This is a genomic window from Streptomyces sp. SudanB52_2052, from assembly GCF_964272415.1.
Classification (GTDB): domain Bacteria; phylum Actinomycetota; class Actinomycetes; order Streptomycetales; family Streptomycetaceae; genus Streptomyces; species Streptomyces olindensis.
Genome location: NZ_OZ186796.1, coordinates 7,300,796 through 7,313,328 on the forward strand (window position 1 = coordinate 7,300,796; position 12,533 = coordinate 7,313,328).

The following is a 12,533-nucleotide window of genomic DNA, read 5'->3' on the forward strand; positions in this document are numbered from 1 at the left end:
CGCGGGAAGAGGTGCCCACGATGCTTTCGGCCAAGAGTCTGTTCCAGGAGATCCTCGCCCACGACGAGTCCTTCGCCCTGTTCTGTTCCATCGCCGCGAGCGGCGAGTCACAGGGCGGCTGGGAGAACGCCCGCATCGCCGCGCTCGTCCCCGACAGCGAGCGCGAACTCGCCCCCAAGATCACCCGCCACGGCGCCGACGAGGACAAGCACGGACGGATCTTCAACGCCCTCATGAAGAAGCGTGGCCTCGATCCCGTCCCGGTCCCCCCGGAGACCGACTACACGATGCTCCTGGAGAAGAACGGCATCGGACTCGCGCACGAGCAGCTGAAGCGCGACAAGCGGCTCACCGTCCAGGACATCGTCACCTACCTCTCGCACAGCAGGGTCACCGAGCAGCGCGCCTCCGAGCAGATGGATCTGCTCCGCAAGCACTTCGCCGACCACCCCGACATCGGCCGCGCGGTCAAGCAGATCTCCAACGACGAGGACAACCACCTCGCCTACTGCCACGAGGAACTGCTGCGCTTCGCCCGCGCGGGCCACGGCCGGGCCATCCAGCGGACCCTGCGCGCGTGCGCGCTCGCCGAGATCAGGATCTACCGGGACGTCAGCCTCGCGGTCATGGCGCACATGGGCCGCATCCTCGGCTGGTCCAGGGCCAGGTCGGCGGTGCTCGTGGTCGGCATCCACGCCGTGTACGCGTACGAACGGCTGGGCGGCTGGCGTCGGATGGTCTCGCTGAAGGCGCCCGAGCGCCGCAACGCCCTCGGCGGCCCGGCCTCCGCGGAACCCGAGTTCGCCTGAGGGGGCACGTCACCCTCGGCGCCGGCCCTCTCTACAGCCACCCCCGGCGCTTGAACAGCCGGAACACCAGCACCTCCAGCAACGCCATCAGCGCGATGAGCGCCGGATAGGACCAGGCCCAGCGCAGCTCGGGCATGTGCTCGAAGTTCATGCCGTAGATCCCCGCGAGCATCGTGGGGATCGCGGCCATGGCCGCCCACGCGGAGATCTTCCGCATGTCGTCGTTCTGCCGGACGCTCATCTGGGCCAGGTGCGCCGAGAGGATGTCCGACACCAGCCGGTCCAGGCCGTCCACGGACTCGTTCACACGCGTGAGGTGGTCGCTGACGTCCCGGAAGAACGGCCGGGCCCGGTCGTCCACGAACGGCACGGTCACGCCGTACGGCGCCGTGCCCGCCAGCCGGGTCATCGGCAGGGCCAGCGGCCCGGTCGCCCGGCGGAACTCCAGGACCTGCCGCTTGAAGTCGTAGATCCGGGACGCCGTGTGCCGTGAGCCGCCGTCGTCCGGCGAGAAGACCTCCGCCTCCAGACCCTCCAGGTCGGCCTGCAACTCGGTCGCCACGTCCAGGTAGTGGTCGACGGTGGCGTCGGCGACGGCGTACAGGACGGAGGTGGGGCCCTTGCCCAGGAGCTCCGGCTCCTGCTCCAGCCGCTGCCGTACCGCCTTGAGCGGGGCGCCCTCGCCGTGCCGGACGGTCACCACGAACCCCTCGCCCAGGAAGACCATGATCTCGCCGGCGGAGACGGTGTCGGTCTCCGGCTCGTACGCCACGGGCTTCAGCACCACGAAGAGCGAGTCGTCGTACACCTCCAGCTTGGGCCGCTGGTGGGCCTTGAGCGCGTCCTCGACGGCCAGCGGATGCAGGCCGAACTCCCGGGTGACGTGGTCGAATTCGCGCTCCGACGGCTCATGCAGCCCGATCCACACGAAACCGCCCGCCGCACGGGCCTGGCCGAGGGCGTCGGAGAGGTCCTCCGGCCCCTCCGTCCGGTGTCCGTCGCGGTAGATGGCACAGTCGACGATCACGAAGCGAGTCTCCCGTCACTCGAAGGACACGGCACGCGCGCGTGCGCCTACGCTGGAGCGCATGCCCACGCTGATCCTGGTCCGGCACGGACGTTCCACCGCCAACACCGAGGGACTGCTCGCCGGCTGGACGCCCGGCGTCGCCCTCGACGAACGCGGCGCCGCGCAGGCCGCCGCGCTGCCCGGACGCCTCGCCGAACTGCCCCTGGCCGAGATCGTCACGAGCCCGCTCCAGCGCTGCCAGGAAACGATCCAGCCCCTCCTCGGGGCGCGGCCGGAACTGACGCCGCACACCGACGAGCGCATCGGCGAGTGCCACTACGGCGACTGGTCCGGGCGCAAGCTCGCCGAGCTCAACGACGAGCCCCTGATGGAGGTGGTGCAGGCGCACCCGTCCGCGGCGGCGTTCCCCGGCGGGGAGTCGATGCGGGCCATGCAGACGCGCGCCGCCGAGGCCGTGCGCGAGTGGAACGCGCGCGTGGAGCGCGACCACGGCGCCGACGCCGTCTACCTCATGTGCTCGCACGGCGACATCATCAAGTCTCTCGTCGCGGACGCACTCGGACTTCACTTGGACCTCTTCCAGCGGATTTCCGTTGAACCGTGTTCCATCACCGCGATCCGCTACACACGACTGCGACCGTTTCTCGTCCGCCTCGGCGACACCGGCGACTTCACGTCCCTGGTGCCGCGCGAGGAACCGCCGGGCGACGAGGCCCCTGTCGGGGGTGGTGCGGGCGCACCGTGATCGTCGGCCGCAGTAGGGTGAAGCGGTCGCAGCAGTGCCGTACTCACACGGTTCCCACGATCCCAATGGAGACAGGACGTGTCCCGTCAGGTGTTCCTCTACGACCATCCGGAACGTTTCGTGGCCGGTACGGTCGGACTGCCCGGGCGCCGTTCGTTCTTCCTCCAGGCCTCCGCCGGCTCCCGGGTGACCAGCGTGGCCTTGGAGAAGACCCAGGTCGCCGCGCTCGCCGAGCGGATGGACGAACTGCTCGACGAGGTCGTACGCCGTAGCGGAGGCAGCGCCTCCGTCCCCGCCGTCGCACCGTCCGAGATCACCGACACCGCCCCGCTGGACACCCCCATCGAGGAGGAGTTCCGGGTCGGCACCATGGCGCTCGCCTGGGACGGCGAGGAGCAGCTCATGATCGTCGAGGCGCAGGCGCTCGTGGAGCTCGACGCCGACTCCGAGGAGGACCTCGCCGAGGCCGAGGAACGGCTCCTCCAGGACGAGGAGAACGGGCCCCCGATGCTGCGGGTCCGCCTCACCGGCGCGCAGGCCCGGGCCTTCGCCAAGCGCGCCCTCGACGTCGTCAACGCCGGGCGGCCGCCGTGCCCGCTGTGCAGCCTCCCGCTCGACCCGGAAGGACACGTATGTCCGCGCCAGAACGGATACCGCCGCGGAGCGTGACACCTCCTTCGAACACGGCTGAGAACACCGCCGAGAACACGGTCGAGCTGCTCGCCCGTGGCGAACTCACCGTGCGCGGACGCATCCGTGAGGCGTCCAACGCGGCCCTGTACTGCACGGTGGCGTACGACGGCCGGGAGGCCGCCTGCGTCTACAAGCCGGTCGCGGGCGAGCGGCCCCTGTGGGACTTCCCCGACGGGACGCTCGCCCAGCGCGAGGTCGCGGCCTACGAGGTCTCCGAGGCGACCGGCTGGGGCCTGGTGCCGCCCACCGTGTTGCGCGACGGCCCCTACGGCGAGGGCATGTGCCAGCTGTGGGTCGAGGCGACGGCCGACGCGGAGCTGCTCGCGCTGGTCGACGGGGAGGAGCCGGAGCCGGGCTGGAAGGCGATCGGCTTCGCCGAGGTCGGCGAGGGACGCACGGCCCTGCTCGTGCACGCCGACGACGAGCGGCTGCGGCGGCTCGCGGTACTCGACGCCGTGATCAACAACGCCGACCGCAAGGGCGGCCACCTGCTGCCCACCGGCGAGGGACGGCTGTACGGGATCGACCACGGGGTCACGTTCAACGTCGAGAACAAGCTGCGGACCCTGCTGTGGGGCTGGGCCGGGGAGCCCCTGCCCCGGGAGGCCGTCGACGTCCTGGAGGGCCTGCGCGAGGACCTGGCGGCGGGCGGGGCCCTCAGCACCCGGCTCGAACCGCTGATCACCGGCGCCGAGCTGGACGCCACCCGCGCGCGGGTCGCCGCGCTGCTCGCCTCGGGGACGCATCCGGAGCCGAGCGGGGAGTGGCCGGCGATTCCCTGGCCGCCGGTGTAGCACCACAGTCGCCCGGCTTCCGCAAGAGGGCCTTCTCGGCCGTCCGGCCCGCTCCCATTCGTATATGGAACTTCAGTCCGGTTAGGCTCATGGCATGCATGCCTGGCCCGCTTCCGAGGTCCCCGCCCTGCCTGGTCAGGGCCGCGACCTGAGGATCCACGACACCGCGACCGGCGGCCTCGTCACCCTCGACCCCGGTCCCGTCGCCCGTATCTACGTCTGTGGCATCACCCCGTACGACGCCACGCACCTGGGACACGCGGCGACCTACAACGCGTTCGACCTCGTGCAGCGCGTGTGGCTCGACACCAAGCGGCAGGTTCACTACGTCCAGAACGTCACCGACGTCGACGACCCGCTCCTGGAGCGGGCGCAGCGCGACGGCCTCGACTGGGCCGCGCTCGCCGAGCAGGAGACGGCCCTCTTCCGCGAGGACATGACGGCCCTGCGGATGCTGCCGCCGCGCCAGTACATCGGCGCCGTCGAGGCGATACCCGGGATCGTCCCGCTCGTCGAGCGCCTCAGGGACGCGGGCGCCGCGTACGAACTCGACGGCGACGTCTACTTCTCCGTCGAATCCGACCCGCACTTCGGCAAGGTCTCCCACCTCGACGCCGCGGCGATGCGGCTGCTGTCCGCCGAGCGCGGCGGCGACCCGGACCGGCCGGGCAAGAAGAACCCGCTCGACCCCATGCTGTGGATGGCCGCCCGCGCGGGCGAGCCCAGCTGGGACGGCCGCTCGCTCGGGCGCGGACGGCCCGGCTGGCACATCGAGTGCGTGGCCATCGCCCTGGACCACCTCGGCATGGGCTTCGACATCCAGGGCGGCGGCTCCGACCTCGCCTTCCCGCACCACGAGATGGGCGCCTCGCACGCCCAGGCCCTCACCGGCGAGTTCCCCATGGCCAAGGCGTACGTGCACGCCGGCATGGTCGCCCTGGACGGCGAGAAGATGTCCAAGTCCAAGGGGAACCTGGTCTTCGTCTCCACGCTCCGGCGCGACGGCGTCGACCCGGCCGCCATCCGGCTCGCGCTGCTCGCCCACCACTACCGCGCCGACTGGGAGTGGACCGACCAGGTCCTCCAGGACGCCGTCGCACGGCTCGGCCGCTGGCGCGCCGCCGTGTCCCGGCCCGACGGCCCGCCGGCGGAGGCGCTCGTGGAGGAGATCCGCGAGGCCCTCGCGAACGACCTGGACGCCCCGTCCGCGCTCGCCGCGGTCGACCGCTGGGTCGCGCGGCAGGAGGAGAGCGGCGGCACGGACGAGGGGGCACCCGGCGTGGTGTCCCGCGCGGTCGACGCGCTGCTGGGCGTCGCGCTGTAGCCGAGAACGCGCTGAGGGGCGTCTCCCGCGCGGGAGACGCCCCTTTTCGCTGCCTCAGCGGTCGGTGGTCGGTGCTCAGTCCTCCGACGACTCCTCGTCGTCCGTGCTGCCCGGCTTGGGCGGCTTCGGCGGCCGGGTGCGCCCGCCGGGGTTGTCCCGGAGGTACGACTGGCTGTCGCTGCCGTCCGCCGTCGCGTGCCCGCCGGAAGCGGGCGGTCCGCCCCCGTCCCGGCGCCGCAGATAGCGCTCGAACTCGCGGGCGATCGCCTCGCCCGACGCCTCCGGCAGCTCCGCGGTGTCCCGGGCCTCCTCCAGCGACTGGACGTACTCGGCGACCTCGCTGTCCTCCGCGGCCAGCTGGTCCACGCCGACCTGCCAGGCGCGTGCGTCCTCGGGCAGCTCGCCCAGCGGGATGCGCACGTCGATCAGGTCCTCCAGGCGGTTCAGCAGCGCCAGCGTGGCCTTCGGGTTGGGCGGCTGCGACACGTAGTGCGGCACCGCCGCCCAGAGCGACACGGCCGGCACGCCCGCATGCGTGCACGCCTCCTGGAGGACGCCGACGATGCCCGTGGGGCCCTCGTACTTGGTCTCCTCCAGGTCCATGCGGCGGGCCAGGTCCGGATCGGACGTCGTCCCGCTGATCGGAACCGGACGCGTGTGCGGGGTGTCGCCGAGCAGGGCGCCCAGGACGACCACCAGTTCCACGCCCAGTTCGTGCGCGAAGCCGAGCAGTTCGTTGCAGAACGATCGCCATCGCATGGACGGCTCGATACCGCGGACCAGGACGAGATCACGCGGCTTCTCGCCGCCGACCCGGACGACCGACAACCTTGTCGTCGGCCATGTGATCTTGCGGACGCCCGCTTCCATGAACACCGTGGGGCGGTTGACCTGGAAGTCGTAGTAGTCCTCGGCGTCCAGCGCCGCGAACACCTCGCCCTTCCACTCCCTGTCCAGATGCGCGACCGCGGTGGAGGCGGCGTCGCCGGCATCGTTCCAGCCCTCGAACGCGGCCACCATGACCGGGTCGATCAGCTCGGGAACCCCCTCGAGCTCGATCACCCAGTGCCTCCTTCCGACGTGCCCTCGCTTGACCACCCAACCTTACGGCGTGCCAAGGGGGCGTCCGCAGCCCCCTTGCAGGGGGAGTGACCCCATGACTGCCCCGTGATCCATCCCCGAACACCCCGGAGTCGTCCGAGCTGTCCGTGAGGCCCTGGTCACAGCGTGGAACGCAGCCACTGCTCGACGCTCGCGATGTGCACCGTCGCCCAGGAGCGCGCCGCCTCGGCGTCCCGGTCGCGCAGCGCGGCGAGGATCGCCCGGTGCTCGCGCAGGGTGCGGCCCACGGCGTCCTCCTGGGTGAGGCCGCGCCAGATCCGGGCCCGGGTGGTGGGACCCGACAGGCCGTCGAGCAGCGAGCACAGCACGGAGTTGCCCGAGCTCTGCACGATGCCCCGGTGGAACTCCAGGTCGCAGGCGACCAGGTCCTCCACGGACGGGTCCTCGCCGAGCTTGTCCAACTGGGCCGTGAGCGCGTCCAGCTGCTGCTCGCTGATCCGCAGCGCCGCCATCGCCGTCGCGGCCGGCTCCAGGATGCGGCGCACGGCCAGGAACTCCAGGACCGTGTCGTCGCGGTGGAAGTCGACGACGAAGCTCAGCGCCTCCAGCAGCAGTTGCGGGTCGAGGCTGGTGACGTACGTCCCGTCGCCCTGCCGGACGTCCAGGATCCGGATGAGGGAAAGCGCGCGGACGGCCTCCCGCAGGGAGTTGCGGGACAGGCCGAGGTCGGCGGCGAGTTCGCTCTCCTTGGGCAGCCGGTCGCCCGGCCGCAGCGCGCCGGAGACGATCATTCCCTTGATCTTCTCGATCGCCTCGTCGGTGACTGCCATGGCCGGCCTCCCTGTCGCTTAAGACCTCCGACGTATCAGGTCATTATGCGGGGACGGGTAGGCGGAAGGGACGGCTCCGTCGGCATGGAGCCGTCCCTTCCCGTACGCGGTCCCCCGAGCGCGTCTTTACTTCTTGTCGAGCAGGTCCTGCACCTTGGCCCGGACGTCGTCCGTGGCCAGCCCGCGGATCGTGAGCGTCGTCCGGCGGCGCAGCACGTCGTCCTGCGTCTCGGCCCACTCGTGGTCCCGGGCCCAGACGACCTGCGCCCAGATCTCCGGGGCCTCCGGGTGGACGCGCTCGGCGAGTTCCGGGTTCTCGTTGGCCAGGCGGGCGATGTCGAAGGCCAGCGAGCCGTAGTGCGTGGCCAGGTGCCGGGCGGTGTCGGCGGCCATGCGGGGGCCGGGGGCCGGGCGGTCGGTCAGCAGCCGGTGGGCGACCGCGCGCGGGTTGGCGATACCGGGCAGCGGCAGCTTCTTCGGCAGCGAGCTGATCGGCTCGAAGTCGTCGCCGAGCGGGTGGCCGGGCAGCGCCTCCAGCTTCTTCATGATCGTCCGGCCGATGTGGCGGAAGGTGGTCCACTTGCCGCCCGCGACGGACAGCATGCCGCCCCGGCCCTCGGTGACGACCGTCTCGCGCTTGGCCTTGGCGGTGTCGCCGGGGCCGCCCGGCAGCACGCGCAGACCGGCGAAGGAGTACGTGATCAGGTCACGGCTGAGCTGCTGGTCGCGGACCGAGAAGGCGGCCTCGTCGAGGATCTGGGTTATGTCCTGCTCGGTGACCGAGACGTCCGCCGGGTCGCCCTCGAACACCTCGTCGGTGGTGCCGAGGAGCAGCATGTCCTCCCAGGGGAGGGCGAAGGTGATGCGGTACTTGTCGATCGGGGTGGCGAGCGCGGCCTTCCAGGGGGAGGTGCGCTTCAGCACCAGGTGCGCGCCCTTGGACAGGCGGATGGAGGGCGCCGCGTTCGGGTTCTCCATCTTGCGCAGGTGGTCGACCCAGGGACCGGTCGCGTTCAGCACCAGCCGGGCGTTGACGCCGAACTCGTCGCCGGACAGGCGGTCCTTCAGCTCGGCGCCGGTCACCCGGCCCTGGGTGAAGCGCAGGCCGGTGACCTCGGCGTGGTTGAGGACGACCGCGCCCGCCTCGACGGCCGCGCGGACCGTCATCAGCGCCATGCGCGCGTCGTTCATCTGGTCGTCGCCGTACACGGCCACGGCCTTGAGGTTCTCGGTGCGCAGCTCGGGCACGTCCTGCGCCGCCTTGGCGGGGGAGAGGAGGTGCCCGACACCGTCACCGAAGGCGGAGAGCGCGGAGTAGGCGAAGACGCCCGCCCCGAGCTTCGCCGCGCCGTGCGGCCCGCCCTTGTACACGGGGAGGTAGAACGTGAGCGGGTTCGCCAGGTGGGGGGCCACCTGGCGGGAGACCGCACGGCGCTCGAAGTGGTTCTCCGCCACCAGCTTCACCGCGCCGGTCTGCAGGTAGCGCAGACCGCCGTGGAGCAGCTTGGAGGAGGCGGAGGAGGTGGCGCCGGCGAAGTCGCCGGCGTCGACCAGAGCCACCCTGAGGCCGGACTGCGCGGCGTGCCAGGCGGTGGAGATGCCCAGGATGCCGCCGCCGATCACGAGAAGGTCGTACGACGCCTTGGCGAGTTGCTCCCTGGTCTCGGCTCGGCTCGGGTTCGAGCCGGAGGCCGGGTGCGTCCCCAGGGCAGGCACGGACTGCAGGGTGGACTGACTGGTCATGCGGTTTCTTACTCCTCGTCCTCGAGCCAGCCCATGGTCCGCTCGACGGCCTTGAGCCAGTTCTTGTACTCACGGTCGCGGGTCTCCGCGTCCATGCGGGGGGTCCACTCGGCGGCCCGGCGCCAGTTGGCACGCAGGTCGTCGGTGCTGTTCCAGAAGCCGACGGCGAGGCCGGCGGCGTAGGCGGCGCCGAGGCAGGTGGTCTCGGCGACCATGGGGCGCACCACGGGGGCGTCCAGGAAGTCCGAGAGGGTCTGCATCAGCAGGTTGTTGCTGGTCATGCCGCCGTCGACCTTGAGGGCGGTCAGCTCGACACCGGAGTCCTTCGTCATGGCGTCGGCGATCTCCCGCGTCTGCCAGGCGGTGGCCTCCAGGACGGCACGCGCCAGGTGCGCCTTGGTGACGTACCGGGTCAGGCCGGCGATCACACCGCGGGCGTCGGAGCGCCAGTACGGGGCGAACAGGCCGGAGAAGGCCGGCACGAAGTAGGCGCCGCCGTTGTCCTCGACGGAGAGCGCGAGCGTCTCGATCTCGGCGGCGGTGGAGATCAGGCCCATCTGGTCGCGCATCCACTGCACCAGCGAGCCGGTGACCGCGATCGAGCCCTCCAGGGCGTAGACCGTGTCCTGCTCGCCGATCTTGTAGCCGACGGTGGTCAGCAGGCCGCTGTAGGAGTTGATGATCTTGTCACCGGTGTTCATCACCATGAAGGTGCCGGTGCCGTAGGTCGACTTGGTCTCGCCCTCGGAGAAGCAGGTCTGGCCGAACAGGGCCGCCTGCTGGTCGCCGAGCGCGGAGGCGACCGGGATGCCGCCGAGCAGGTCGCCCAGCTTGCCGCCCTTGATCTCGCCGTAGACCTCGGCGGAGGAGCGGATCTCCGGCAGCACCTGCTTCGGGACGCCGATCGACTCGCAGATCTTGTCGTCCCACTGCATGGTGTGCAGGTTCATGAGCATCGTGCGGGAGGCGTTCGTCACGTCCGTGACGTGCTTGCCGCCGTCCACACCGCCGGTCAGGTTCCAGATGACCCAGGTGTCCATGGTGCCGAAGAGGATGTCGCCCGCCTCGGCGCGCTCCTTCAGCCCGTCGACGTTGTCGAGCAGCCAGCGGGCCTTCGGACCGGCGAAGTAGGAGGCGAGGGGAAGGCCGGTCTCGCGGCGGAAGCGGTCCTGGCCGACGTTGCGGCCGAGCTCGCGGCAGAGGGCGTCGGTGCGGGTGTCCTGCCAGACGATGGCGTTGTGGACGGGCTCACCCGTGTTCCTGTCCCACAGCACGGTCGTCTCGCGCTGGTTGGTGATGCCGATGGCCTTGATGTCGTCACGGGTGATGCCGGCCTTCTCGATGGCCCCGGCGACGACCTCCTGGACGTTCGTCCAGATCTCGGTGGCGTTGTGCTCGACCCAGCCCGGCTTGGGGAAGATCTGCTCGTGTTCCTTCTGGTCGACGGAGACGATCCGGCCGTCCCGGTCGAAGACGATGCAGCGGCTGGAGGTGGTGCCCTGGTCGATGGCGGCGATGAAGGGGCCGGCGGTGTGCGCGTCGGTCACTGTGTGCTCCTGGTAATTCCGGGTTTATGGGGCTTTACGTACGGCGCGTGCTGGAAGTTTCGCTACGAGCGCGGAAGCGAGCTCCTGAGCGGGCTCCTAGGCGAACGCGACGTTGTAGATGCCTGCCGCGATGGCGCCGCCGATCAGCGGACCCACCACGGGGACCCAGGCGTAGCCCCAGTCGGAGCCACCCTTGTTGGGCAGCGGCAGCAGGGCGTGCACGATACGCGGACCGAGGTCACGGGCCGGGTTGATCGCGTACCCCGTCGGGCCGCCGAGGGAGAGGCCGATGGAGACCACCACGAGCGCCGTGATCAGGGCGCCCAGGGTGCCCAGGCCGTTGCCCTCGTCGTTCAGGCCCTGCGTGAGCACGGCCAGCACCAGCACGATCGTGCCGATGATCTCCGTGGCCAGGTTCTGCCAGGCGACCCGGACCTCGGGGCCGGTGGAGAAGACGCCCAGCACGGGACCGGCGCCCGTCTCCTGGGCCTCGACGGCCTTGGCCGCCGTGTCCTGCGCGCCCGGACCGCCGACGATCTCGCGGTCGGTGAGGTGGGCGTGGAACTGGCCGTAGTAGGCGATCCAGACCAGTGCGGCACCGATCATGGCGCCGAGGACCTGTCCGGCCCAGTAGACCGGGACGTTGTTCCAGTCGCCGTCCTTGATCGCGAGAGCGAGCGTGACGGCCGGGTTCAGGTGGGCGCCGGAGAGCGGCGCCGTCGTGTAGACCGCCGTGAGCACCGCGAAGCCCCACCCGAAGGTGATGGCGAGCCAGCCGGCGTTGCGGGCCTTGGAAGCCTTGAGCGTGACGGCGGCGCAGACTCCGCCGCCGAGCAGGATGAGTATGGCGGTACCGATGGTCTCGCCGATGAAGATGTCGGAGCTGGACACCCGCGACTCCTTTGTCCTTCGTCCAGGGGAAGTGCGATACCGGCCTGGCGCTGTCACACTCTAGCGCGTATTGCCGGTAGCTGTTCGACAATGTCGACCGATGGACGGGAGTCTTGCTTCGGCGTTACGAGCACGTCAAGGGCTGTGTTGTCGAAAACACGATCGTTACTGATCGCCGCGGTCCCATGGATCTTTGCCGCAGGTGAGCCGGGGCATGCCGAGGACCGGGACGCCGTACGGCACCCCGGTCCCGTCCCGTTCCGTCAGAACCGCCCGGCGCCCAGGTCCCGCGAGACCGCGCGGGCGCAGTCCCGGACCGCCGCGATCAGCTCGGGGCGCAGCTCCCCGTCCCGGCACAGCCGCTCCACGGCGCCCGTGATGCCGACCGAGCCGACCGGCATGCGTCGCCGGTCGTGGATGGGGGCCGCCAGGGAGGCGACGCCCTCCCAGGTCTCCTCCACGTCCGCCGCGTACCCGCGCGCGCGGGTGACGTCGAGGATGTGCTCGAAGGCGTCCGGCTCGCACACCGTCCGGTCCGTGAAGGCCTTGCGGTCGGCCTCCAGGGCCTCGCTGTGCGCCACCGGGTCGTAGGCCGACAGCACCTTGCCCAGGGCCGTGGAGTGCAGCGGCTGCATGGCCCCGATCTCCAGCACCTGCCGGCTGTCGTCCGGCCGGAAGACGTGGTGCACGATCAGCACGCCCTGCTGGTGCAGGACGCCCAGGTAGACGCTCTCCCCGCTGGAGCGGGCCAGGTCGTCGGTCCACACCAGGGCGCGCGCCCGCAGCTCGTGGACGTCGAGGTAGGTGGTGCCCAGGCGCAGCAGCTCCGCGCCCAGCTGGTAGCGCCCGGAGGCGTCGTCCTGCTCCACGAAGCCCTCCTGCTGGAGGGTGCGCAGGATGCCGTGGGCGGTGCCCTTGGCCAGGCCCAGCGACGAGGCGATGTCCGACAGGCCGAGCCGCCGCTCGCCGCCCGCGAGGAGCCGCAGCATCGCGGCCGCCCGTTCGAGCGACTGGATGTTCCGTGCCATCGCCGTACCGCCTCCGTCCCCTTCGACCGCCGACAGG

Annotated in this window: 12 protein-coding genes; 5 read left to right on the top strand and 7 right to left on the bottom strand. The window is 71.1% G+C overall.

Features of this window, described 5'->3' with window-relative positions; genetic code table 11:
• Positions 1 to 20 precede the first annotated feature (20 nt).
• A complete protein-coding gene (locus ACSUPV_RS32745) occupies positions 21 to 809 on the top strand; it encodes a ferritin-like domain-containing protein (protein ID WP_436949088.1) in 789 nt (262 codons plus the stop codon).
• 31 nt (positions 810 to 840) lie between these two features.
• On the opposite strand, the gene ACSUPV_RS32750 is transcribed toward ACSUPV_RS32745, so the two are convergent.
• Complete coding sequence (locus ACSUPV_RS32750) at positions 841 to 1,836, bottom strand: magnesium and cobalt transport protein CorA (RefSeq protein WP_436949089.1); 996 nt, start codon at positions 1,834 to 1,836, stop codon at positions 841 to 843.
• Positions 1,837 to 1,897: 61 nt separating this feature from the next.
• On the opposite strand from ACSUPV_RS32750, the gene ACSUPV_RS32755 reads away from it, so the two are divergent.
• From ACSUPV_RS32755 to mshC, 4 genes are all read left to right on the top strand, one after another.
• Positions 1,898 to 2,584, top strand: a complete 687-nt coding sequence (locus tag ACSUPV_RS32755) for a histidine phosphatase family protein (protein WP_031114587.1) — start codon at positions 1,898 to 1,900, stop codon at positions 2,582 to 2,584.
• 78 nt (positions 2,585 to 2,662) lie between these two features.
• Positions 2,663 to 3,253 (top strand): DUF3090 domain-containing protein, encoded by a 591-nt coding sequence (locus tag ACSUPV_RS32760; RefSeq protein WP_031114588.1) that lies wholly within the window; start codon positions 2,663 to 2,665, stop codon positions 3,251 to 3,253.
• A complete protein-coding gene (locus tag ACSUPV_RS32765) occupies positions 3,217 to 4,071 on the top strand; it encodes an SCO1664 family protein (RefSeq protein ID WP_436949090.1) in 855 nt (284 codons plus the stop codon). Before ACSUPV_RS32760 ends, ACSUPV_RS32765 begins: the two co-directional genes overlap by 37 nt.
• A gap of 94 nt (positions 4,072 to 4,165) precedes the next feature.
• Positions 4,166 to 5,395, top strand: coding sequence for a cysteine--1-D-myo-inosityl 2-amino-2-deoxy-alpha-D-glucopyranoside ligase (gene mshC / locus ACSUPV_RS32770; protein WP_436949091.1), 1,230 nt, complete (start codon positions 4,166 to 4,168; stop codon positions 5,393 to 5,395).
• 75 nt (positions 5,396 to 5,470) lie between these two features.
• On the opposite strand, the gene ACSUPV_RS32775 is transcribed toward mshC, so the two are convergent.
• The 6 genes from ACSUPV_RS32775 to ACSUPV_RS32800 all read right to left on the bottom strand — a co-directional run bounded on the left by ACSUPV_RS32775 (position 5,471) and on the right by ACSUPV_RS32800 (position 12,496).
• Positions 5,471 to 6,457: a PAC2 family protein gene (locus ACSUPV_RS32775; RefSeq protein ID WP_031114592.1), complete on the bottom strand. Its 987-nt coding sequence runs from the start codon at positions 6,455 to 6,457 to the stop codon at positions 5,471 to 5,473.
• Positions 6,458 to 6,615: 158 nt separating this feature from the next.
• Positions 6,616 to 7,287: a FadR/GntR family transcriptional regulator gene (locus tag ACSUPV_RS32780; RefSeq protein ID WP_031114593.1), complete on the bottom strand. Its 672-nt coding sequence runs from the start codon at positions 7,285 to 7,287 to the stop codon at positions 6,616 to 6,618.
• A gap of 126 nt (positions 7,288 to 7,413) precedes the next feature.
• Positions 7,414 to 9,030: a glycerol-3-phosphate dehydrogenase/oxidase gene (locus ACSUPV_RS32785; protein WP_031114595.1), complete on the bottom strand. Its 1,617-nt coding sequence runs from the start codon at positions 9,028 to 9,030 to the stop codon at positions 7,414 to 7,416.
• An 8-nt stretch (positions 9,031 to 9,038) separates the two neighbouring features.
• Positions 9,039 to 10,577 (bottom strand): glycerol kinase GlpK, encoded by a 1,539-nt coding sequence (glpK, locus tag ACSUPV_RS32790; protein ID WP_031114596.1) that lies wholly within the window; start codon positions 10,575 to 10,577, stop codon positions 9,039 to 9,041.
• Between the two features lie 96 nt (positions 10,578 to 10,673).
• Entirely contained in the window at positions 10,674 to 11,468 is a 795-nt protein-coding gene (locus ACSUPV_RS32795) for an MIP/aquaporin family protein (RefSeq protein ID WP_031114598.1), read from the bottom strand.
• Positions 11,469 to 11,731: 263 nt separating this feature from the next.
• Positions 11,732 to 12,496 carry an IclR family transcriptional regulator gene (locus ACSUPV_RS32800; protein WP_031114599.1) on the bottom strand — a complete coding sequence of 255 codons (765 nt, stop codon included), beginning with the start codon at positions 12,494 to 12,496 and terminating at the stop codon, positions 11,732 to 11,734.
• Between the last annotated feature and the right edge of the window lie 37 nt (positions 12,497 to 12,533).